This window comes from Gemmata sp. SH-PL17 (assembly GCF_001610855.1).
Lineage (GTDB): Bacteria > Planctomycetota > Planctomycetia > Gemmatales > Gemmataceae > Gemmata > Gemmata massiliana.
The window spans coordinates 7,056,985-7,080,803 of sequence record NZ_CP011271.1; the positions used below are offsets into that span (position 1 = coordinate 7,056,985).

The following is a 23,819-nucleotide window of genomic DNA, read 5'->3' on the forward strand; positions in this document are numbered from 1 at the left end:
ACTTCGGCTCGGCTGGATCATTGCTCGGCCATCGTGTTGGCGAGTGCGAGCGAAAACGTTCGGTCCGCAGCGCCCCAAATCAAGAGAACCGGCGCGGGGATTCGCGCGTGGAACGCGCGCCAGTGGTCCAACACCCTCCAGCTCCCCCCCCCGCAAGAACCGGAGGTGCCCGCGCGCTCGGTACCGTGACCGCACTAATGGGCGGATAATGTGATCGCGGAACTCGCCGTCGATCCGCTCGGGGGAAATCGAGGCGCCGAACCCAAGATCCGACCGCAAGAGCCCACCCATTGCCAGGGCGATGCGGGTGAACGCACTCGCACCGGGAAAGTACGCCAGCCTGCGGTACGTTGGGAGGTAGGGTGGGCGGTGACCCGGCACCTCCGTGTTGGTCATCACGAACTTCCGGACGCGCCGGCCGTCGAGCAAGCACAGGTGGCGCGCGACCATTGCACCCGAGTCCTGGCCGGACAGGAAATACTCTTCCAGTGCCAGTTCTTCGAGCAGCGATTTCACGCTCGCGGCCTGACCGGGCCAGGTGGAATCGGTGTCCCGGGTCCAAACCGTGTTCCCGCCGCCCGGCAGATCGATCAAGTAGCACGTGTAGTTATCAACGAGGTGCGGCAGGAGCTCCCGGAACGTGAAGCTCCAAAGCGGCCACCCGTGGAAAAACACAAGCGCCGGTCCCCGGCCCACCCGCTGGTACGCGATTCGCGCGGTCGGGGTTTCGTGCCACAGCACTTCCGCACTCAAGAACAGTTCGGTTCCGCTTTCTGTAATTCTCGTGTCGCCCATTATGCCCTCGCACTCGGAACGGGTTCGTTTCACGGGTGGTTGAGCAGGACGAGGCACTCGGACGGGCCGTGGGCGCGCACTTCGATGAACGCCGTACCGTCATCGACGAGATCCTGACGGGTGCCGAACCGCGGGTCGACGTTCAGGAAGTCCTGGATGCCGTACCCGTGGTACGAGTTCAGGTGCCCGCGCTGCTTGAACACCGGCCCGACCCAGATCGTGGTCGCCCCGAGTTGCTTGATGTAGTCCAGCTTCGACGTGATCCCCCGGATCGTCCCGCCCTGCCACCGGTCCGAGCCGGACGCGGCCCACCGGTCCCAGCGCCAGGTCGTGGCCCCGGTGGGCGCCGGGCGCGCCGCGTTGCGGTCGTTGCGACCCAGGAGCGGTCGACCGGCTTCGCCGCCGTCGCTGAACCGGTCCTGGAGCAGGAAGTAGAGCACCTCGTCGCGCCAGTCGCTCGACGAGGGGTGGGCGCTGCCCGACGGGACGCGCGGGACGGTCCGGACGCGGTCCGGGCGCGTGTGGGCGAGCAGTTCGTCGCGGACCGCCATGAGATCCTCGTGTTTATGGGCAACGAAAGTTCGTGCGGAGTCATCGGACCCGGCGCCCGCCCTGACGGAGCGCGGTCGCCGGGTCGTTTCGGTCCGCGCGCCAGCCGGGGTGGTGGAAGTGAACGACGAAGTCGCCGTTGTACGACGTCACCGCTTCGGTGAAGACGAGGCGCCCGATGCGCTTCCAGTTCGAGATCGTGCGCCGCTGATAGAACGCCGGCCCGCGCGTGTAGCCGGTGTCCGATACCTCGATGTGGAAGACCAGTTGGCGCTTCGGAACGGGGTCGCCGCCGTCGTAGATCTGCGCCAGGACCTCGTCCCGGAAATCGAGGCCGGTACCCGGGATTCGAGGCTGGTCCTCGTGGACCAAGAACCGGAGAAACTCCGGCGCACGGGTCGGCTCGGTCGGAGGCTTGCCGAGTTCCGCGATCTCGTACAGTTGGCGGAACGTGGGGTGCGTGTCCGCGCGGCTGAACACCAACCCGGTGACACTCAGCATCGCGAACACGACCAGTCCGCGGCGCCAAGCGCGCGTATCGGGCGCGTTCCGGAGTTCCGCGTCGTTGATGTGCGAAACGTCGGTACCGCCGAAATCTTCCTGTGTGATGAAGGCGGCTGGGCGCACGCGGTCCGGGCTGTTGGGGTCGGTGGTGGGGTAGAGTTTGCCGACCATCGCGAGTGACCGCGGATCGCCGCGCCGGGTACCGCCCCCAACCGAATACCGCGCGATCACCAACCCCTTGCTACCTTGCCGAAAGTAGCCGGTGTGATCGTTGGGTTCGGTGATTTCCCAGGTACCCGTGAGACACACGCCGTTCGGGTGCAGAAGCCGGCGCACGCCCTTACGGTCCGGTCCCCATCGTAAATCCGCTTTGGAATCGACCGTTCGTTGCGCGGCCTGAAAGAACGGGTACTTCCTGGAATTCAGGAACCGGCGGAGCAGCGTGCCGAGCGTGAGCGGGTAGTTCGGCAGCAGCGCCTTTCCCGGTCCAGGCCACACATCGAAGTACCGCGATTCGGCGAAGACGGCGTCGCGCACCTCACGAAACGTCGATCCCTCGTAGACCCGATCTTCGGAGCCGAACGCCTGGTCCCCCTGGAACGCGGTGAGCGGGTCGTCCTCGGCACTCATTGCGCTCCTCCCACGGGCTGTGTGCTTGTAACCGGGCCGAGCGGCATGGGCGGTACCGGTGGTTGGGGCACGCGGGCCGGGAGCGTTGCGCGCAATCGACGGAGTTGCGCCTTTGAGCGGAAGTACAACACCCAGGGGAACAAAAAGACCACAGCGGTAAGCGCGAGGGCGCTGCCCACATAAATCTGGTTCTTGGTCGAGAGCCCGGGCGGTGGAACCGGGTCCATATCGGGCCACGGCTCGGCCAGGTACGGCCAGGTGTCGGAGAATTCCTTGTCGTTGGCAGTCGGGCGCCCCGCCTTGTACTGGGAGAGGCGCTCGGACTCGGGCAGTCGCGGTTTCGCGAACGACAGCTCGTACAACTGGCAGTCGCCCTGTTCGCAGGTGAGTTTCGCGACGTCGTCCTGGAGCCTGCGCCCGTTCGGGAACCCCGTAACGCGGTCCTTGGTGAAGACCATCACGTCGGGCTGATCGTCGAACCCCCGGAACGCGAACTCGGACGGGAAGAGATACCGCAGCACGTCCAACCGGAGCGACGGGTCGGTTCGCATTTTCTTGATAGTGCTCACGTGCTCTTTGGGCGGGATCGTGTTCAAGAAATCGAACCGCGGTAACTGGGTCCGCTGGCTGCGCCCGACGTGGTCGAACTGGGCGCCGTTCCGCTCGACAGTGGCCCACGTGATGAACGTTCCGCGCGGCGCCGGGATGTTGGCGAACGGGATGCGCACCACCATCGCAATTACGTTCGTTCCGAAGAACGGCGGGAAGATGAACGGGTCGTCACGCACCCCAGCCCCCCACTGCGGAACCGTCTTGCCCATTTCGGCCGGGGTGAGTGTCTTTTCACCATCGCCGTTGTTGACTGTGACGACCCGCTCGATGAAATTTTCTTCGGAGAACGGCCCCAGGTCGTTCTTCAACCGCATGGTGATGCTGAATGTCGGGTCGATCAACTCGGGGTTGACCACGACGCCCCCGTACCGGGCCGTATCGCGCTCTTCCGGGCGCATCGGGTTGGCGAGGTCTTTGGGGTAATTGATGCGCACCTCGCGCTGCGTGTCGACGTGGATCTTGAACGTGTACGTATCCAGCCCCTTGTACGGCGGCGGAACACTCAGCAACCGGTTGACACAAAGGACCAATACGAGGCTGTCGCCGTCCTTCGGATCGTCGACGCGCTTTCCCTCCTTCGTCGGAAATGCGAACAAGCCGGTGAGCCCGCGGTCGTCGTCCGTACTCATTCGCAGCGGATCGATGGGGTCCGCGTGGTCGGACGCGGACACCGGGGTGGCGATCAGCGCGACGAGGAGCGCGGCCGCGATCCAACCGAGGGGCCGGTGGTTCAACGTAATCATGCTGGTTCCCTCGGTTGAACGAAGAGGTTGGTGCCGATGTGGTCGCCCAGCGCGCGGTAGCTCTCCCACTGCGGCTCGTCGAACACTTGGTCGAGGGTCGTTTCGTTCGGGAAGTCGGGGTGCGTGGCTTCGTAGTTGAGCACGTCCGGCGGTTCGTCCCCCGTAACCGTGGCCTTGATGTACAGCAGCCAGGTGTGCGTTCGGCGCGCCCACGGGTCGGTGCTCGCGCTGTCCGCCGGTTGTGGGTAGCGAACGAGGAACAGGGCCGCGTGCGCCCGCGACGGTTGACCGGCGGGCACGAGGAGGTCGGCGAGGGTACCGATGTGCGGCGCGACACCCGCGGGGAACGCAGCGGGCGTCGGGGCCACTTCGGTGATTTCAGCCCCCAAATCGATCCGCGCGAGGCGCACGAGCCGCGCGAGGTCCGAACCACGGTGTTGCGGGTCTTCCCCGGCGTCGCACGCGATCACAAAGGGCACCCGCCGACGCAACAACTCGTAAGCGCCAGTATTCTCGAAGTTCCCGCCGTCGGATAGGTTCCAGTACCGCTCCCACGGCCCGGCGAACCGCCCCGTTAGTTCTGACAGTAAAAGCGCTTGCGCCTGAAACAGCGTCGAGAACAGCACCGTGAGTCGGCGCCCGATCCCGCGCGTTCCGGGAATGTTGGCGCGCCGGCTCGTGTTTAGGCCGGAGTTCCACCAGTACCCGAGCCGCAGGTTCGCGAGCGTCAGAAGGAGCGCGTGAGCCAGTCCGGTTCGGCGGCCCATTCCAGGCCCGAACGCCGCGCCCGAGATCGCCATCCACTCGCGCAGCGAAAGCCCTTCAACTCGGACCGGGCCATTGCCCTTTGCGAGAAACGGGTGCGGCCGAACTTCACCGGGTTCGGCGAGCGGGACGAGTTGCGGGTCGGTCCCGTTCGGTAGCCAGAGTGCGTGCCAGTTTTGAGCGACGCTCACCCCCGCCGGCCCGACGGCCATATTTTCCGCCTGCCGGTCGCGCAACCCGCGCTGCGAGGCGACGTCGATTGTTTCGTTCACCGCACAGTTGATGAGGTGGAGCGGTCCGCCGGCCGCGTGCGGCGCGTATTCGGTTAGTGGCACGTCGTCGCCCGGCACAACGTGCGTTACGTTACGGCCCTCGGGGTGCGTCCGGCGCGCGGGATTCACCGCACCGAGAAACGCCCGGGCCAGTCGGCTGGCGTAGATGTTGAGCGGCCCGGACCGGTTGATGAACTCCACGCACGCCCGCAGCCCGAGAAGCAAGCTCACGACCAGCGTGACGCCGGTGAAGGCGAGCCCACGGTTGTACGTGTTCCCGAGTTCGTATGCGGTCTGGCTAATGAACGCCAGCACCACGAGCGGGGGAACCACGCCGATGAAGGTAATGAGCGCTGCGACCAGGAAGGGGCGCGAGAACATGAGCACCGAGGAGCCCTTCGGCGACTCGCCCACCAGGAACCGGATCGCGACCCGTAATCCCGTGGCCAACCCGAACACACTCGCCCCCGCGGACAGGAGCCAACTCGCGATGTTCGGAACGGTCAATCCGCCCTGAAGCATGCGCCACGCGAGCCAGCGCCCCAAGCCGTCGATCACAGCCAGCGCGAGCAACCCGACCGTCGCCGTGAGCCAGAACGCGAGCCACTGCGTCAGGTGGTTGCGGGCCAGTGCGAGGCGCGACGGGTTAAATTGATCAAAGTGTCCCTCATCGCGGCGCACGATGGCCCAAACGATGAGCGCCCAAATTACCGCACTCGCGAGCACCACTAATCCGAGTGGGCTTTGTGCCGCCAGTAGGATTGCCCCGGCCAGGATCGCGGCGCTTGCCAGTACGGGGGCGATGAACGTTTCCGGCAAATCCTGCGAGACGAGCCAGTACGCGAGCATCAGTGGGAGAACGCCTAGCCACAGCACCAGTTCCGCGATGACCGCCCACGGCCCGGCGTGGACCATGAGCGAGCCGGTTATCGGGGTCAGCGCATCGAGTACGTCATTTAGCACGCCGGCCAACGGACCGCGGTCGTATGAACCCAAAAGGGAGCTGTACTCGATCGCGTTCAACAGCCCGAAAACGGTGACGAGAAAGAACGCGAGGACGAAGTACACGGAGATCAGATTGCGCCAGAACCCGGCGATGTTGGTGGCCATCTCACCGTGGCCGCTCGGGGACAGGTAGTTCGCGTGCCGCCGGAGCCAACTGATCGACGCGGACCGCGAATCGACCAGATCCCGTGCGACGCGGTCCTGCCCCGCGCCGTCGGCCGTATCGGGTACGGCCCCGGTCAGGCCGTCCGGCTTACCGCACTGGTCGAAGAACCGCCCGAGGAACGCGCCGGTGTAGCCGCCGCCCGACACGGTGGAGAGAAAGTCCACCTTGGGGAGCCACTTGGAACGGGCGAGTGCCTGCACCAGCCCCAAACAAAATGAAGCGCTCCGGATTCCGCCCCCAGAGAGTGCCAGCCCGAGTGCGTCGTGGGGCAGCGCATCTGTGGCCTTTCCGTGCTCAGTCAGTGACCGATTTGTGGACGAATCGGCGGCCGGAACCCCTGACGGGTGTTCCGGGGGGCCGAGTTCCAACAGCCACGGTTTCGCGGTCTGGTCGGCGCTCATTTAGGGGGCCTCCGCCGGTTGTTTCTTCGCCCCGGCCGGCGCTCGATACGCGGCCTCGCGCCGCTGCCAGACCAGTGCGGCCTCGGCCGCTTCCAGTTCCTTCGGGTACACGCGCCGCTCCTCGTACTCGGGGCGCGACCGCATTACCGGTTCGTCGGCCAGTGCCGCCCGGCACTCGGCGGGTAAGTTGGTCAACGGGTGGTCCTCGGTGAGCACGTCGGCGGCTTTCTCGGCCACCATGTACACGTTGGTGACGATGAAGATGCCCGGAATGCGCGGGAACACGCACGCATCCACCACTCGCAGCCCCTGGACCCCGCGCACGCGGAACCGGCTGTCGAGCACCGCGTCGTCGTCTGCGTCGCTGCCGATGCGACAGGTGCCGCAAGCGTGGTGACCCCAGGCGATGCTCCGCACCCACTTGCTCCGGTCCCCGGAGAACGGTGGGTCGCTGAGGCCCGGGCACCCGTAGCTCTCGATGATCCCCTTCCGCTTGCCACTTTCGAGAAACTCCTCGATGAACGTGATGCCGTCGGCCAGTGCGAGTGCGTCCTTGTCGCTCGTACCGAGCGGGAACGAGCGGAAGTTGATGTCGGGCCTGCGGAACGGGCTGGTCGAACGGAGCCGCACCTCGCCGCCGTGGTGCCGCGTGCGCGATTTAAGGATCAGCCAGGTGACAGTCCTTTTTGGCGTCGCGGCCGCCTTTGCGTCTTGCGCGGCTTGCTCTTCGGGGGGCAGTGTCTTAGCGGCTTCGGCCGGCGTGAGTTGCCGCACGAACGCGGCGGGCTTCGAGTAGCCGACGTGGTAGCCCGGAAAATACCCGGCCAGCGCGAAGATGAATAAGTCCGGTACCGAATCCTCCTGGTTCGATCGCTTCAGGATGCCGATCAGCCCGCCGTTGGTCGAATAAACCCCGCGTTCCGCGGCCGAGTGCCGGGGTTGCTCGCGCCAGCGCTTCAGGTACGGATCGTCTTCTCCGACCTTGCCGTGGGAGGTGGTCCCGAGTCCGGCGAGGCTCTCGAACGCGCCCGTCACGGTCGCGACCACCGGCACCTCGTACCGGTCCTGAAGGTTCTGCCCCACTCCGGGCACATTCACGCGGGTTTCGATGCCCTGCTCGGTGAGGTGTTTCTGGCAACCGATCCCGGAGAGCATCAGGAGCTGCGGCGTGTTGAACGCCCCGCCGCACAGGAGCACTTCGCGCCGACAGTACAGCCGGACCTGTTTCGCTTCCCACCCGTCAACGGTGCGCGCGACCGGGTCCGCCTCGTAAACGTGTTCCTGCGGAACGCACCGGACGCCGATCGCCTGGAGGGTCGTTTGGACCCCACCCACAACTGCCGCGGGTACGTCTGTTTTGAACTCGATCCCGGTGACGCACACGCCCGTCAGCAGTTGAACGCGCGGGCCGTGGTGAGGGTTCGCGAGCACGGCGAAGAGTCGCGCACGCGGATCGGACCGCGTGCCGTCCGGTGAGATCGCGCACGGGATGCGGAGTAGCCCCTCGCCGCCCGTTCGCATCCGCCGCCAGTGGTTCGGATCGAGGTTCGGGAACGATTTGTCCGTGAGCCACGCCCAGCGCAGGAGGTTACGCAGGGTTTCGACGCCCGCCCGGAGCGCGCCGAACGCGGCCCCCGCGACCACTTTCAGGAGCCGCCAATCATGGAACAACAGCCCCAGATCGGCCACGGTCGTGTTCAGCCACCCGCGTTTGCCGTGTCGGTCGTCTTCCCAGCCGGTCGGCACGCGGAAGTATTTCTTGAGGATGCGCCGAATGCGCGACGGCTTGTTGTAGTGGCAGTGCTCGACGCGCTCGAAGTAGGACCGCATGCGCTCGCCGCGCCAGCTCTCGTCGCCGGTCGCTTCGGTGATCTGGTCCCAGTCCTCCGATGGTCCCGACACCGTAATCATCGCGTTGTGAACCGTGCAACCGCCCACACCCTGCGCACGCGGGTAGAAAATGCCGTGTTCGTCCTCCGGGTGAATGGCCGTCGAGTTCTGGGGCGGTACGTACTGTTTCGGGTCGTGGCTCCCGGTCGGGTCGGTATCGAAGTGCTTCACGAAGAACCGCAGCGCGTGCCGCGGGTCTTCGGTGACTTCGGGGTGGAGGAGCGGCACCTCGGTGTTCTCGACGACCGCGTCCGCGGGCTTGGGGGGCTGTTTCGGCCCCATTTCGGTGACGAGGACCGTGTACCCGCGCTCGGCGAGCCGCGCTGCGAGTGGCGCACCGCCGGCCCCCGCGCCGACGATGATGAAGTCGATCGGGGTGCGTGCGGGGTCGGTCCACTCGGGTCTGATATCGGCCATGTGTCGTCTTTCTCGGTTGAAGCCTGTCGCGGACCGGACCCGTGAAACGATCAGAACGTTTTGAGGAGCGCGATCAGTTCGGCCTTCTCCTCGGCCGTCAGGTGGCGAATGAACTCGTAGTCGTGCCCGCGGTCCGTGACGTAGTCCGGGCACTTGCTCGCACGCAGCAGCGCGGGGCCGACCGTTTGCTCGAACTCAATGCGCCGGGCCTCGCGCTCGCCTTTACTTGCTTCCCGGTTCCCTTCGGACGCGCCGGGTTTCACGTTCCGGTACTTCAAGAAGAAGTCCGTGAGCGCGGTGAGGGCTTCGAGCTTCTGCTCGCGCGTCGCGTTCGGGTTGGTGTTAGCGATGATGTTGATCGGCACGCCTTCCGGGATCGGCCCGAGCCGCACCCCTTCCCCGCGCCCCGAAAGGAACCGGCCGAAGCTGAGCGCGGAGACGAGCGCCAGCACGAGGCACACCGCGCCCACGAACTGCCCGATTCGGCGGCGCGGGCTCCCGGCCCGGATGCGGTGGATGGTGAACAGGAGAGCGAGCGATCCGAACAGCACGAACGGGAGCACGACGGCCAGGAAGCGCAGGCCCCAAATCGATTCCTGCGTCGCCACGTCGAGGAGCATGACGAACGGCCAGAACCGGTGGAGTGCGAACACGGTACCACCGATCGCCAAGACGATCCCGACGAACCCGACGATCCACCAAATTGGCGCGAGAAGCCACCACAGCCACGCAAAGTATCGTTCGCGGACCACGATCAGCCGTTCACTCAGCAGGAGCAAGATCCCGAGCAGTAAGAAGGCAAGCGCGGGCACCCAGGGGAGAACGCTCATCCAGAACGGCGACAGCCCGAGCACCCCGCCGACGAGCGTGGGAACGTGCGGCCCTTCAAACTGCAGCCAGCTCTCGTCCGTCGTTCGCCAGATCCACCCGTTGTCAGTTGCACGCCGCGCCGCGGACTTGGTGGTGTCTGTGACTTGGTCCCCGGATTTCCCCGAGTACCACCCGTCATCGATCGTCCGCTCGTTCCCCTCGCCGCTCCAGTACACTTGCTTGCTGGGCACCCGGTTCAGCTCGGGCGACAGGTGCCGGGCGATGGCGTCGTCGAACACTTTCAGGCGCCCCGCGGCGGAAGGGTCGTTGTTGAACATCCCCCGCGAATTGTTGTGCAAGAACGGCGCGGTGGCCCAAATACTGATGAGCGTGGGCACGCGGTAGTAGCCCGGCCCTCCACCGGGGGGCGTGTACGTCTTCTCTGCGCCGGAGAACGGGTCGTGGTAACGGATCGCCCCGACGGGTGCGAGTTCCTTGTACGTTTCGGATGCGAAGTCTTCCCACACGTTCCCGTGGAGGGCGTTGGTCGCGACCGCGCGCCCGGAGTTCGTGTGGGGGAGCGTGATCGAGACGCGCTCGTCAATGGACAGGAAGTTGTGGACCGTCGTGGCCTGCTCCTTCCCCGCGCCGTCCTTGACCACCTGCCCGTTCTTGTCCCGGACCTTCGCCGTGTATTCCCAGAACTCGGGGTAATGCACAGCGGCGTCGGCCCATTGCTTGTACGCCGGGGGAAGTTCGCCGTCGCCCCGCGTCAATCGAGCGCGATCGGCCTCGGTGAGGCGGAGGGTTTGGCGCGGGGCGAGCGCCTTGGCCAGCAATTGCTCTCGTTCCGCAGGCGGGCGCATTTCCCAATCCGGAGGTAATTCACCCAACGCCGGGAGCCGCTCCCGGCCCGGGCCGGCAACCAGTTTCTGTTCCAGGTAGATCAGGTCGCCCGGCTGAACACTGGAGTGGCACGCGATGCACCCCTTGGCGAACACCTGGCGCCCCTTCGCGTAATCGCCGGCACCGCCGACGATCGGGAGGGACTTTTCGGGTTCCGCCTTCTTAGGGGGCACGTCTTTCTTGGCGTCATCCTTCTTCGGTTCGGGTTCGGTTTTGGCCGCGGTGTACCACGGGAGCCCCGTTCCGCGCAGGTTCTCTTTCAGCAGCTTGTCGAGCGCCTGCGCCTCGTTCGGTGCGGCGGGTCGGACGACGTCCTTCAGCCGCATCGGGTCAGTCGAGGCCGTGAAGAACGCGGCCATCGGGTCGATGCGGAGCAGGGTCGCGTGCCAGTAGAGCGAGTTCTCGGCGATGTCGTGGAGCTTGAACGGCTCCTGCTTGCGGAACCCGATCAGCGGGTTCTGCGTGCGGATCCACTGCTGGTGGTGCGTGCCGATGTTCAGGTACACGCGCGACAGGGCGATGTGGACGCCGACGCTGTCAGAGCCGTCGAGCAGCACGCGGGGGACGTTGCGGGGGCTCTCGAACTTCGGATCGACGTAGGTGCGGAGGTACGTGAGGGTGTCCGCGCTGATCGTTTCCTTCGGGATGTGTTGGGCGCGGTTGAGGCGCCCCGCGAGCCCGAAGAACGAGTTGATAGTGTTCGGGTTGTTGTTGTTGTCCGACGGGTAGCCCGACGTATCGACCGCGCCCGGGAGCTGTGAATCGAACACGTGGTAGAGGTAGTTGTCCGGCTTGAGGGTGTTCCCGAATACCGCGCGGATGCGCATGAACTGGTTGCCGATGTTGTTGGACAGGTTCGCCCACTCCGGGGCATTCGCGTCCGCGGGCGGGTTGAGCGGGTGCGGCGCGATGTGGCAGAACCCGCAGCTCATCCCCACGCGGTACGGGCGGATCGTGTCGGGCTGCTTGGCGTACTTGCGCCCCTCGTCACTGTCCTCGTAGTAGAGCTTCGGGTTCCACCGCGCTGCGGCGTCCTTGGTGAAGTCGGGGTTCGGGAACAGGCGCAGCCCGACAACGCCCGACGGGTAGCCGTAAACCGGGTAGCGGTGTTCGGGTTCGGACTTGTTGTAACCGCCATCCGAGTAGGGCTTCTCGGGGTCGAAGCTGCTCGACGGGTGCCAGCCGTCGCGGTCCTTGCGGTACTCGACGTGAATTTTGCCCCCGGGCGCGGGGCTGTCCGTGGTTCCGGGGCGCGCAAAGCGGACCCCGTATGTTTTCTCTGTTTCTGCATCGGTCGGCGGGCGCGTGGCGGGCTCGTTCATCAGCCCCGTGCGGTTGAAGCGGACGTTCCGGTTCGTGTGGTCTACGAGTTTGAGTAGGTCGATCGTGCCGTAGCCGTACTGGGCGAGCCAGTTCCACCACGCCTCGTTCCCAGCGGTCCAGATCACCCACGCATTCCGCCCCTTGATGGCCTCCGGCGAGAGCGCAAGCTTTTTCGCCCCCACGACATCCGTTGTCCCCATCGCGTCCATGTCCTCGAAGTAGTTCAGGGACGCGGGGCGGTAGTATTCGTAAGCGGCCTTCTCCCAGGTTTTCGCGTCCGCCCCTTTACCGAGTGAGCCGTACTCGCCGCCGTATTTGCGCACTCGCGCCAGGGCCTCGTCCGGGGGAATGTTCTTCCCGCTATCCCCCGCGCACCCGATGACGAGCGCCGCGGACAGTGCCACCAACAACCCCAGGGTAGTCGTCTTGCGCATGAAATTCGGCTCGTCGGTTGAGTGGTTCTGTTAAACGTTTCGATCCGTGCGATCACACATTCGGAGACGGGCTTCTCGGGGTGGATGGGGCCCACCCATACAAGCGACGCCCGTGCTCGCGCGGACCAATAAAAATGACATTTTTGAGAACGTGACCGCAGGTACCCGTGCGGCACTTGACGCGCTCTTGGCTGGAGGTTGGTCGTGCCACGTCGATCTGCTAATTTTCTGGGCGAGTTGACTTGATGCCTATCTTCTCTAACGTGCGTGTCGTTCCATTCCGGACAACAAAGTGCGGTACCCGTTCGGAACTGAACACAAGGTGAGAATTGATGAACTGACTGCGCCGAATCACTTACTTCCCCTAAGTTAGGGGCAATACGAGAAAGGGATGAATCGTGTAGCGAGCCCCGTCGCACTATTCGACCGACATGGTCCGACTAATTTTAGATAAACTAAGACGCAAAGATCAGGCGGCGCGGGACGTACTTACGGCCGGTAGCATTTGTTTAAGGGTGCCGGCTCTCCGTCGACAGGGACGCACCGTAAAGTGAGTTTGGTCCACAGGCGCGAGGAGATCTTACACCCGGCTCGCTTGAAGCGAGTACCACGCGGTGTCGGTTCTCCAACTCGGTCCTATCGCTGCGTCGGTTGGGACCTCGGTGTTCAGGGCGCGGCCCCGTGCGGACTTAGTGGCACACAGCGCGAGGGCGACGTAGGCCCCTTTTTAGCAACCGCTGCTCGGCGTGGCACAGGGTCGGATCGACCGCCGTCAGGAACACGCGGTCCGCGGCGAACTCCGGCGCGGACATGCGGACCATCATGTTCAGCCTGGCCTTCGCCATGTTCGTGTGGGGGTGGCGCCCGTTCTTTTCGCTCGCGAGCTGCCCCTCCACCGCGGACACCATCACCGCGAACCGGTCACGCGGCGGGCCGGCGCGAAATAGAGGCCGCAGGGCTCGCAAAAGTAAGAACGGTGCCAGACAATTCACCGCGTGAACTTCGACCAGTTCGACGGTGCTCACGTCCTCGTGGGCCAAGCCCCAACTGTTCTCTGCACGCAAATCCAGTGGTTCACCGTCGGGAGCCAGTTGCCCCGGGAAACGCTTCGGTGACCTCGTCGCCCGCAACGAGCGGAAGGAGCGCGAGTTTCGCGTGCCAGTTCGCACTCGCGAGTGTCGCGTCCGAAGCGGGAATCAGCGCGCCCGAGTTTACGACTGGGGCGAGCATTTCGCGCGCGAGGACGGGCAGGCTCGCGCGCGAAATGCTCGCCCGCAACGAGCGCGTGGTAGTAAGCGAGCGGGCGGCGAACTGTTTGTGCGGCGTTCGACACAAAGATGTCGAGGTGGCTCACCTGCTGAGCGAGAGAGGTCGCGAACCGGCGCGCCGCGTCCTTCGGGAACCGTGTGGTCGCGACGACGTCCGCGCCGGCACGCACGAGCTTCGGAACGGTGTGATCCGACTCGACCAAAATCGGGTCGTTTGAGGGCCACGAACCGGGCACGCAAGTGCGTGCGTGCAAAACGTCCCCGCAGCTTTGAGTTGCTGCGAATCGGGCACGGCAGAAGCATCGGACATAGCCGCCACTATAACGCGACGGAACACGTCAGCAAACCAATGGGTTATTACGGGATTGAGTGCGGAAGAATTGCAGTGAGATAAGCAGCAGAAATAAAAGAACCGGCCGCGATATACCGAACTGTCGCCCAATCAGTTCGGGAACCGCGGCCGGTCTGTAGACATACTACGCCACATCACCCCACAGAGTCAAACTTCCGACGACGGAAAGCCCGACGCATTTTCCTCGGATGTCGGATTCCACGACGGCTTTCGCCGCGCCTAATTTTTCCTCACCATTTCGAGTCAAAATCGTAAATACCAACTCCAATTCAACTTGCAACTAATTTAGCATTTATTTTCGTCGGTGGTACGGGTCGTGCTTTTAGCTGATACGTCGCCCAGGATCGCCCAAAAAGAATCGCCCAATTTTCGCCCAGCACTGGTTCGCCCGCTGTCCGAAGTCGCCCACGGTTCGCCCATTATCGCCCAAAGTTTTCGCCCACGGTTCGCCCGAGTTCGCCCGCCTGTAGTCGCCCGATCGCCCAAAAGTGTGTCGCCCTCGCCCAAAGTAACCCGGTCGCGCCCACGACCGGGTTTCATGTGAACAACCCAACATCATCGATATTCCGTTCCGGGTCGCCCTCGGAACCCCGCCCGCGTCGGGCGCCCATTCGCCCACCACCCGACGCGGGCGGTTTCGTTTTCACCGGTCCACGATCTCCCAGCCACAACCAAACCCACGCCAGAAACAAGTCACAGCAGAAGTTGAAGCTCAGGGCTTCTTCAGTGGTTCGATGGGGACTTCAAAGGTGAGCGGCTTCACCTGCGCGCCCCGCCAGTCCTTGAAATGAACGGTCACTTTCGCCTTACCCTCTCCCGCGTCGTCGGGGACCGGCAGATCATCAGAGAACAAGTCATCTCCGGAACCGCGCTTTGTCAGCGGGATCTGGACTTGGATCGCCTTCCCCCCGACCTGTTTGTTCGGGAACTCGATGTCCGCGATCGGGTGGATGTCGTCGGGGATGCCGCGGAACGGATTCAGCCACGCCCCCGCCCATTTGCCCACCCCGTCGGTCCCCACGCGGACGATAAGTTGCCCCGGTTTGTCACCACGCGGGAGAGCGTAGTCGGGTACCCAGGGATGAAACGCGAGCGGGCCGTTCAGGTGAACGATCGGAGCATCCTTCGGCCGGCCACCGAAGCTGAATGCGTACTCGGTCGCCTGAATGTACTTCCCGTTCACTTCGGCCCAGATGCCGTATCGCTCGCTCATGTCCTCGCTTTTTTCAGCGTAGACCACCCACAGATTGTGTTTCGTCTTTCCGTCGCGTTCGGTGATGGTGCCGACCTTGAACGGAGCTTTCAGCAAGGTGGTACCCGTGCGGGTCTCGTTTTTCTCCGAGGCATCATCGAACCGAGCTAGGTCGTTCGTCGCGACGACGCGGTCGTCCTCTTCCGTGAGATCACCGTTCCCGTTTCGGTCGACGTAGAGGTTGTCACCGTCGTGAACGAGCCAAACGCGGGTCTTCGCCTCGGGGCCAAATACGAGCAGGCAATACTTGGGAGTCTTGGACGTGTACTTCGGCTCCTTCGCGATCGTGCGCTCGATCTTGCCGAGTTCGTTCTCTGCTCCGCGTGCCTTTTCCGGCGCGGGAGAATCGGGTTTCGGAACATCCACGGCGGCGCGTTGCGTCGGCACCTCGAGGGTGGCTGAGGAAAGACCGATCCCCGCCCAGGTACCGAGTGCCGCGATTCCGAGCAGGACCGTCGTCACGATCTTGAGTTTGGCCGCAGACATTGTTTTCACTCCTTCCGCCAGAGCGGAAACGGGGGCCGAAACAGCGGGCAGGTGTGCCCCCGCCTGCGCTGTTGCAGCACCAACTGTTGAAACCAGAAGTGCGGGAGTAACGGCCGTTGCTGACCCACCGGTGAAGAAGGCGGCGACGAGCACCCCGGATAGTGTCAGCCCGCGAACCGAGAGGCGGGCACCGAGCCGTTCCCGGGCCTGTTCCAGTCGACTTTTCAGCGTGCTCTCCGGCCACCCGAGCCGAGTAGCCGCTTCGTCTCGCGTGAGCCCTTCGAGGTAGCAAAGAACGAGCGGCACGCGAAATTTGTCGGGGAGCCGGGCGAGTTCCGCATCGAGGACGTCGTTCGCCTCTCGCACGGTGAGTTGGTCGAGCGGGTCCGCGTGTACCCGGTCAGCGGCCCGCTCTTCGTGCTTCCGGCGACGAGCGACCGCGACCCGCATCTTCTGGGCGGTCCGGTAAGCCACACTGTGGAGCCACCCACCGACCGATTCGCGCGGGCGAAGCGAGGCAGCCGCACGAGCCAATGCGACGAATGTGGCCTGGAATGCGTCCTCGGCATCCTGCTGGTGTCGGAGGACACGAAGGCACACTCCCAGAACCATCGCCCCGTGCCGGCGAACCAGCGCCGCGGTCGCGGTTTCATCGCGTGCGGCGATCCGAACGAGGAGCTCTCGGTCCGCGACGCGGGTGTCTTCGGTCGCCTGCGCCAGCCCTCGGATGTACCGGAGGGTCGGGTTCGTTTGGGCCTTCCGCATCGCTCGTCCCTCGTCCGCACTGCTTGTATTTTCCCCGCCAACAAAGAACGGCGGAACAATTTCGAGTATTTGACCGTCCGGACCGGAACCGGGCGCGCGAAGATAAATTTTCGAGAGCCGTAGGAATTTTCTCGGTGCGGGAACTTATCCGCGATGATAACGGCCCTGCTACATGCGGTGACTCGAAAGATCGAGGCCGTCACCTCCGACGCGGAGTTGCTCGCCCGGTTCGTTCGGGAGCGCGACGAGCCCGCGTTCGAGGAGATCGTGCGCCGGCACGGACCGCTCGTGTGGGCCGTGTGTCGCCAGTTGCTTCCTCACAATGCCGACGCCGAAGACGCATTCCAGGCGGTCTTTCTCGCGCTGGTGCGTTCGGCCCCGCGCATCCGCAACGGGCGCACGATACCAGCATGGCTACACGGGGTCTCGATCCGCGTCGCGACGCGGGCGAAACGGGAGTTCGCGCGCCGGCGGGCGCGCGAGCGCAACGCGGCCCACTCCGAAGTCGCTCCGTCGGTGTCGGACGCGGCGTGGGGCGCGCTCGTCGCGACCGTTCACGAAGAAGTACAGCAACTCCCGGAAGCGGAACGAACCGTGTTCGTGCTGTGCGAACTCGAAGGCGTTTCGCAGTCGGACGCGGCCACTCGACTCGGCTGGCCGCTCGGTTCGGTGTCGGGACGGTTGTGCAAGGCGCGGCAGTTCTTGTTGAGCCGGCTCACTGCTCGCGGGGTCGCGCCCGCGGCCGTGGTGGGCATCGGACTGACCGCCGGCGCCGCGAGCGCGCTGCCGGCCAAATTGTTTAACGCGGTGAAAACGTTTCCCGTCTCGCCGGTCGCGGCATCGAGTACCGCGACCGCGCTGGCTCGTGGACTTACGGAGGGTGTGACGATGCGAATGAAGCTGTTTGCGGCTACCGGGGTAGTCGCGCTGGTCTTCGGATTAACGGGCGGCGCGGTCTGGGTGTCGAAAGTCGACGCCCAGCAACCCGGGGGTGGCCCCGGTCGTCCCGGGCCAGGAGCCGGATTTCCTGGCGCGCCCGGTGGCGCACCTCCGGGACTCGGTGGTCCTGGGGTGGGAGCCGGTGGCCCTCCTCCGGGCGCGGGCGCTCCTGGAGCGGGAGGATTGCCTCCGGGTGCTCCGGGCGGGGTTACGGGTTTTAGTCCTGGAATGCCGGGTATGCCGGGACCGGGAGGCTCGGCAGTAGCTCCCAAAACGGTATGGGACTACAAGTTCGTAGACGTGAATAACGACCGCAGGGACTTCGAGAAGGTCATCACGCAGCACGGCAAAGACGGGTGGGAATTCTGCTCGTCCAACCTCTTCGGGCAAAATGATTTGGTACTCGTCTTCAAGAAGCGGAAGGGCGGAGATCCGACTCCCGTCTTCGGTGGCATGCCGGGACCAGTTATGATGGGTCCGGGCGGTATGCTCGGAGTCCCCGGCTCGGGGCCGGGAATCGGCGGGCCAATGCCAATGGACGGCTCCAGGTTGCCGGGTGGCCGTGGGGCCGGGCCGATGGGACCGGGAAGCGGGCCGGCGCCGGGAGCAGAAGGATCGGGAGGAACGCTCGGCGGATTGCCGGGCACCGGCGGTGCCAGTGTGGGCGCGGGATTGAAAGTGGTCGTGCCAATGGGACCGGGAAGTGAACCGACACCGGGGGCCGAAGGATCGGGGCCACTGTTCGGTGGATTGCCGGGCGGTGCGTCCGGCGCGGGGATGATGCCGGGCGGTGCTCGTGGGAGTGCGGGATTGAAAGTGGTCGTACTGAAACACGCGACTGCGGAAGAACTGGTGCCGGTGCTGAAGAAAGTGTTCCCGAACGCGGAGATCACCGCCGAAGCCCGAACGAACCAGTTGATCGTCCGGGCCGATGCAGAACTGTTTCAGGAGGTATCGAAGCTGCTCGAAAAGCTCGACGTAGACATTCCGACCGGAAACCGCCCGCGCAAATAGCGAGTTACCAGCGGAACGCGGACCGGACGTCGGGATTCACTACCTTCTCCGTCGGCCACTCCCCGCGGCGCAGCGACGCGATCGCTTCCGCCGCGGACCGAGCCATGTCTTCGAGCGAGCGCACGTCCACACCCGCCGCGTGCGGCGTCAGCACCACGTTCGGCAGCGTGCGAAGCGGGTTATCGGCCGGCGTCGGTTCCACCTCGAACACGTCCAGCCCGGCCCCACCCAAGTGCCCGTCCCGGAGCGCCGGGACGAGATCGGCTTCGCACACCAACCCACCACGCGACGTGTTCACCAGCACCGCGCCCGGCTTCATTTGCGCCAGTGTCGTGCGGTTGATGACGTGCCGCGTCTCCGCGGTGAGCGGTAAGTGCAGTGAGAGGAAATCGGACTCGGCGAGCAGGTGGTCGAACGACACGAGTTCGATCCCGTGGGCGATACAGAACGCAGTATCCGGAAACGGATCGTAGGCGATTACCCGCATCTCGAACGCGGCCGCGCGCGTCGCAACGGCCTTCCCAATGCGCCCCAACCCAGCCAACCCGAGCGTGAGCCCGCGCAGAGGGGTGCTCATGAGTCGGTTCCACCCGCCGGAAGCTAAAGCCGCGTGGCGCGCGGGGACGTGCCGCGTGAACCCGAGCATGAGTGCGAATGCGTGTTCGGCGACCGACCCCTGATTGGTGCCCGGTGCGATCGTGACCGCCACCCCGCCGGCCGTGGCCGCGGGCAAATCAACCGCGTCGTAGCCAACGCCCACGCGAGCAATCACACGCAACTGAGGATTCGCGGCCAGCACCCGCGGCGAGTACGGCTCGGACCCGGCGACGACTGCCTCGACGCCGTGGAGGGCGACGAGCAGTTCATCCTCGGTCGGCATGTTCACTTCGGCCGGCGGAAGAACGGCGACATTCAGGCCAGCCCCTTCGAGTACGTTGCGGAACTTGTCTGCGAATTTGGCCACTTCGCGCGGGGAGATCAGCACCGTGGGCATTTCTTGCACGTCCAATTGGAAGAGTTGAGGGCGCCCGGGTTGCGCCCGGGTCGCGTTGGTATAGGAGAAGGTCGGAGGAGCACTACCGTACCCGGTTTGGCGAGCGCGCGGGAGCCTTTTTTGTGCGCCACCAGCCACAAAACAGCGCGGGCCGGGAATTGCTCCCAGCCCGCGTGCGACCGAATGGCCAATATTCCCGAGGCGTCTACTTCTCAACCTGGGTTGCGGAAGGCTCACAGCAACGCCGCGGCGCGCCGGTTCTGGCGCCAGGCGGAACCACGAACTGCGGGGTTGATCCAGACCGCCTGGCGCCAGAACCGGCGCGCCGCGAAAGCGGTGCTGGAACAGCCTTCCCCGAGACGAGTGCCGAGCAACTTTCTCGGACGACGCAACATCGTCCTGTCGCAGAGCGACGAGCTAAACACGATCGGGAACAAGAACAAAGTACCCCGGCGGAAGCGGTAGTGCAATCGCCGGGGTACTGGCTCAGGGCTGTTTTAATGTGTGGAAGTGGACCGGTACTGGCGCCCACCCGCTCGTTATCGCGGTTCGCTGGAGTCTCTTGGCGAACCGCGATAACGAGCGGGTGGAGTGACGCAACCGAGAGAACTCAACAGCCCGGTATCGACTCAATAGTCGAAGTTGCTCTCGCCCAGGCCGACGTTGAGCTTCACGTCGCTGAAACTGTACGCCTCGAACAGGTCGCCCACGGCCGCGCTGCCCTTCGGCTGGTCGTAGGCCTCGTACCGGAGCGGGAGCTTCGTTTCCTTGTCGATGTACACCAGCATGCGGTGCGCGTACCGGAAGGCGTGCGGCCGGCGCGTCAGGATCTCGTACCGGGTCACGTTGCGCCCGGCGAACTGGAAGTCGCCCGTGTAGACTTCGACCGGGTTGTTCAGCGTCTTCTCGCGGGCGGTGGCCGCGGTCACGCGATCAATGACCGCGCTCATGGTCCACTCGGTGACCGGGTGCCGGTTCTCGGCTAGGAACTTGCTGTCGTCGAGGTCGACCGTCCGGAACCCCTTCGCGCCGCCCACCCCGGCCGGGCGGTACCGCATCTTCTGGTTCTTCCGCGCCGCGGTGTAGGCGACTTCCATACCCGCGATCGTATCGGGCCGGGCGAACCGAACGTACACGCCGCCCGGGTTCAGCCGCACCTTCATCTCCGCGACCTGTTCGGCCGAGAGCGCCCCGTTCCGTACTTCCTGGCGCGTGAACGTGCAGGTGTAGTCACGGGTCTTGGCCAGTGCCGCGCGAGTGTCCGCGATCATCGTCACGAGCGCGTCGCCGGCCTTCGCGCCCTCGGGCGCCTTCGGCGCTTCGAGCTTATTCAACTCGGCCTTCACCGGTGTCGACTTCGGCGGTTGGGCGATGCCCGCGCCGCCCACGAACAAGCCGGCGCACGCCACCGACGCCCACCTCTTCCCACGCATGGTTCGTTCCCCCAACGACCAAGTAATGAGTCTTTACCCGCGGCGTATACCGCCCCCGTCGCGTTGAGGGAAGACGAGATGTTCGGAATTTTCGGGCTAATTGGCGGGGTGCATAAAATTGAATAACGATGGGTCTGCGTGCGCGTTCGAGGAGCTTATGCCAGTTCAAATTTTCACCATCGAGTCGCAGCCGTTTGCCGAGAACTCTTACGTCGTGTGGAAGGACGGCAGCCCGGACGCATTCGTAATCGATCCCGGTTTTGAACCGGACCTGATCCTCGAAGCGCTCGCGGAACGTAGCCTCAAACTGGTCGCGATCGTCTGCACGCACGGGCATTGTGACCACATTGCGGGGAACGCCGCACTCAAACAGGCGCACCCGGACGTGCCGATCATCATCGGCGCCGGCGACGCGGCGATGCTCACCGATTCGACGCAGAACCTGAGCGCCCCGTTCGGGTTCGACATCACCAGCCCGCCCGCGGACCGCACCGTATCGGAAGGCGAAACGTTCACCGTGGCGGGCCTCGCGCTGGACGTGTTCGAGATCCCGGGCCACTCGCCCGGTCACGTCGTGTACGTGATCCGCGAGACGCAGCCGACCACGGTACTGGGCGGCGACGTGCTGTTCCGCGGGAGCGTGGGGCGGACCGATTTTCCCGGGGGAAGCCACGAGCGACTGAAGTCCGGAATCCGCCGCGTACTGTGGGCACTGCCGGACAACACGGTGGTGTACCCCGGTCACGGACCGGTCACAACAGTCGGACACGAGAAGCGCACGAACCCGTTCGTCGCGGATTGAGAGGGAGGAACCTACCCCCCAACCCCCTCCCTAAAGGGAAGGGGAGCAGGCGCGCGAGCTCTCGGATAATTTGCCTGTGCTAGCTGACTCGAAGAGTCTGCTCCCCTTCCCTTTAGGGAGGGGGGTAGGGGGTAGGTTCCTCCCTCTCAATCCGCGCTCAGAACGTGAAGATGATTTCGCCGAACCCGGAGAACAGGCTCGTCACCTTCCCGCCGCCCTTGTCGTTGTACAGTTGGCGGAACCCGCCCCCCGGAAGCAGCACGGCCAACCCGCCCATGAAGATCGCGTTGTTGTTCAGGCGCGGGCGGTACTCCAGCCCGGTGCTCAGGTCGACGCCGATGAACCGGTCGATGTTGCTCTGGAACGTGAACACTTCCAGCGAACTCGTCTTGTCGAAGAACAGCGCGTTCGCGTTGTTGATCGACCGCAACCGCGGGGTGATGTCGAAGTCCACCCCGGAGTTAATCAGCCACAAACCGGGGTTCACGAAGTTGCTCTGCCCCTGGATGCGGCTCGACCGCAGGTTCGCCAGATTGCTCTGGTCGTTCGTCAGCCCCACGCCGAACAGCGGGACGCGGTTCCGGCGCCAGAAGCTGAACTCGCCCCCGAAGTTCTGCTGGTCGAGGATCGAGTCGAAGCCGGTCGCGTGGCCGTTGCGGGCGTTGCCGTCACCGGACTGGTACAGGCCGCTCACGCGGAACCGCGCCCAGTCGCGGTCGTAGGACAGTTCGAGCGCGGCGAGCTGGGCGCTGATCGACGTCGGCTGGCCCGCGATCGGGTTGCGGCTGTCGCGCCCGAGCACCCAATAAAAGGCGTGCGAGATGTTGTACCGGTCGATGTGACCGTCCCCGGCCCACCCCAGATAGTGCGCTTCGACGCGGTGCGGCTGGAACGTGCCGGCCGGGTCCGGGCGCACCAGGAACCCGTTCTTGTCGAACTTCGTCGAGGGCGCGTCGTTGTTGTAGTGGTAGCTCACCGACGACGTGTACCCGGGGAAGATGAAATCCTGCCGGTACAGGTTCGCGATGATGATGTCCTGGTCGCGGTCGGTGAACGTGTTGAGCTGGCTGTTGGTGTCCTTTTCCAACTGCCGGAAGTACGCGAGGTTGAACTGCGTGCGGTTCCCGTCCAGGTTCCCGAACAGGCGCACGCCGCGGTTCACGTCGCTGAAAATGAACCCGCGGAAGTCGCTCGTGAACGGCTGCGAACCGGCCCGGACCGAGACGAAGTCGTACTGCGGGCTGAGGTCCGCGATCTTGTACTCCGCGAACCACTCTTGCACCGTCGTCCACGACCGGTTCCGCACCGTCCCCTTGCGCACGTCCGGGTTGATGACGCCCAGTTCGGACACGCTGAGCGTGTTGGCGTTGAACGCCGGGGTCACCTTCACCCGCCAGTCCGCCGGCTTGAACGCCGCGTCGCCGTGGAACAAGTCGAACGAGAGCGTCGTCAGCTCGGAGAACACGAACTGGCCCGGGCGCTGGAAGAACTCCGTTTCCAGGGGCCGCGCGGTGCTCTCGAACGGCGTCGTCGCCGTCGGGATCATCCGGCCCTCGAACAGCGTACTGCTCGTGCCGGTGAGCGCCAGGAACGTGTGCTGCCCGATGATCGGGTAGTCGCCCTTGAGAACGTTTTGGTTGTACGGGTCGTACCAGCGCCCGAGCCGGTACGGGTAGTCGAACACGCGCGGGTGGTTGAGGCCGTAGCGGTCCCACGCGGGGAACCCGGTGCGCCACCGGTCCTCAACGGTTTCGTACTCGTTGTTACTCCCGGACCGCGGGAGCACGCCGCTCTGCCCGGCGAACCCGAGCGTCGGGAAGTACGCATACGACGCCGGGGACGCGGCGTCTTGCGGGCCACCGGGCTTGGGCGGGTTCGCCGGCTCCAGTAACCGGTCGATGGGCTGCCGCGTGGTGTCTTGCGGCAACCCGGTGGGCTGCGCGGCCGGCTTCGGTCCGTCTCCACCTGTCGGGATCGCGGGGATGGGCGGCAGTGCGGCGTTGGACGGAGAAGCGGGCGGAGCCACTACCCCTGGGAGCACCGCCCCTGGCAGTGCGGCCGGAGCGGGTGGTAGCGGAGGCAGCGCGGCCGGCGCTTTCGTGGCAGCTTTATGCGGCAGGGGCGCGGGTGCCGGTTCGCCCCCGCGAGCGAAGCCCGCGACGCACAACAAACCGCCCGCGACACAGCGGCTCAATTTCCAGGCACGCCCCATGTCCGTACTCCCCGTCGCGCTGGCCCACAGTCGCACCGCGAGTCCGGTGCCTCTCATCTTCTCCATCGGTACACGACGAG

Annotated in this window: 15 protein-coding genes and 1 pseudogene; 3 read left to right on the forward strand and 13 right to left on the reverse strand. The window is 65.0% G+C overall.

Going from position 1 to position 23,819, the window contains the following annotated elements; translation table 11 throughout:
- Positions 1 to 303 precede the first annotated feature (303 nt).
- The 10 genes and pseudogenes from VT84_RS42520 to VT84_RS29215 form a co-directional block, all read right to left on the reverse strand.
- A pseudogene (locus VT84_RS42520) lies at positions 304 to 795 on the reverse strand (alpha/beta fold hydrolase); the annotation flags it as partial.
- A gap of 29 nt (positions 796 to 824) precedes the next feature.
- Positions 825 to 1,346 carry an alpha-amylase family glycosyl hydrolase gene (locus VT84_RS29175; protein WP_082841973.1) on the reverse strand — a complete coding sequence of 174 codons (522 nt, stop codon included), beginning with the start codon at positions 1,344 to 1,346 and terminating at the stop codon, positions 825 to 827.
- A gap of 40 nt (positions 1,347 to 1,386) precedes the next feature.
- Positions 1,387 to 2,478, reverse strand: a complete 1,092-nt coding sequence (locus VT84_RS29180) for a hypothetical protein (RefSeq protein ID WP_082841974.1) — start codon at positions 2,476 to 2,478, stop codon at positions 1,387 to 1,389.
- On the reverse strand, positions 2,475 to 3,833 hold the full coding sequence (locus VT84_RS29185; protein WP_082841975.1) for a DUF4331 family protein: 1,359 nt from the start codon (positions 3,831 to 3,833) through the stop codon (positions 2,475 to 2,477). The genes VT84_RS29180 and VT84_RS29185 overlap by 4 nt, the downstream gene beginning before the upstream one ends.
- Positions 3,830 to 6,442, reverse strand: a complete 2,613-nt coding sequence (locus tag VT84_RS29190; RefSeq protein WP_082841976.1) for a hypothetical protein — start codon at positions 6,440 to 6,442, stop codon at positions 3,830 to 3,832. Before VT84_RS29190 ends, VT84_RS29185 begins: the two co-directional genes overlap by 4 nt.
- Positions 6,443 to 8,749 carry a GMC family oxidoreductase gene (locus VT84_RS29195; RefSeq protein ID WP_082841977.1) on the reverse strand — a complete coding sequence of 769 codons (2,307 nt, stop codon included), beginning with the start codon at positions 8,747 to 8,749 and terminating at the stop codon, positions 6,443 to 6,445.
- A gap of 50 nt (positions 8,750 to 8,799) precedes the next feature.
- Positions 8,800 to 12,222: an ABC transporter permease gene (locus VT84_RS29200; RefSeq protein ID WP_082841978.1), complete on the reverse strand. Its 3,423-nt coding sequence runs from the start codon at positions 12,220 to 12,222 to the stop codon at positions 8,800 to 8,802.
- A gap of 689 nt (positions 12,223 to 12,911) precedes the next feature.
- Positions 12,912 to 13,286 carry a hypothetical protein gene (locus VT84_RS29205; protein WP_157469948.1) on the reverse strand — a complete coding sequence of 125 codons (375 nt, stop codon included), beginning with the start codon at positions 13,284 to 13,286 and terminating at the stop codon, positions 12,912 to 12,914.
- Positions 13,287 to 13,296: 10 nt separating this feature from the next.
- Positions 13,297 to 13,452, reverse strand: coding sequence for a hypothetical protein (locus VT84_RS39000; protein WP_157469950.1), 156 nt, complete (start codon positions 13,450 to 13,452; stop codon positions 13,297 to 13,299).
- Between the two features lie 1,102 nt (positions 13,453 to 14,554).
- On the reverse strand, positions 14,555 to 16,345 hold the full coding sequence (locus VT84_RS29215) for an RNA polymerase sigma factor (protein ID WP_082841981.1): 1,791 nt from the start codon (positions 16,343 to 16,345) through the stop codon (positions 14,555 to 14,557).
- Between the two features lie 153 nt (positions 16,346 to 16,498).
- Here VT84_RS29215 and VT84_RS29220 point away from each other — a divergent pair, with 153 nt between their 5' ends.
- A complete protein-coding gene (locus VT84_RS29220) occupies positions 16,499 to 18,298 on the forward strand; it encodes a sigma-70 family RNA polymerase sigma factor (RefSeq protein ID WP_082841982.1) in 1,800 nt (599 codons plus the stop codon).
- Positions 18,299 to 18,302: 4 nt separating this feature from the next.
- Here the strand turns inward: VT84_RS29220 and VT84_RS29225 are convergent, their stop codons facing one another.
- Entirely contained in the window at positions 18,303 to 19,292 is a 990-nt protein-coding gene (locus VT84_RS29225) for a phosphoglycerate dehydrogenase (protein ID WP_082841983.1), read from the reverse strand.
- Between the two features lie 183 nt (positions 19,293 to 19,475).
- On the opposite strand from VT84_RS29225, the gene VT84_RS29230 reads away from it, so the two are divergent.
- Complete coding sequence (locus tag VT84_RS29230) at positions 19,476 to 19,757, forward strand: hypothetical protein (protein ID WP_157469953.1); 282 nt, start codon at positions 19,476 to 19,478, stop codon at positions 19,755 to 19,757.
- Positions 19,758 to 19,921: 164 nt separating this feature from the next.
- Here VT84_RS29230 and VT84_RS29235 read toward each other — a convergent pair whose 3' ends face one another.
- Positions 19,922 to 20,725, reverse strand: coding sequence for a DUF1571 domain-containing protein (locus tag VT84_RS29235; protein WP_082841985.1), 804 nt, complete (start codon positions 20,723 to 20,725; stop codon positions 19,922 to 19,924).
- 157 nt (positions 20,726 to 20,882) lie between these two features.
- On the opposite strand from VT84_RS29235, the gene VT84_RS29240 reads away from it, so the two are divergent.
- Positions 20,883 to 21,527 (forward strand): MBL fold metallo-hydrolase, encoded by a 645-nt coding sequence (locus VT84_RS29240; RefSeq protein WP_082841986.1) that lies wholly within the window; start codon positions 20,883 to 20,885, stop codon positions 21,525 to 21,527.
- Positions 21,528 to 21,684: 157 nt separating this feature from the next.
- On the opposite strand, the gene VT84_RS29245 is transcribed toward VT84_RS29240, so the two are convergent.
- On the reverse strand, positions 21,685 to 23,739 hold the full coding sequence (locus VT84_RS29245; RefSeq protein ID WP_082843442.1) for a hypothetical protein: 2,055 nt from the start codon (positions 23,737 to 23,739) through the stop codon (positions 21,685 to 21,687).
- Positions 23,740 to 23,819 lie beyond the last annotated feature (80 nt).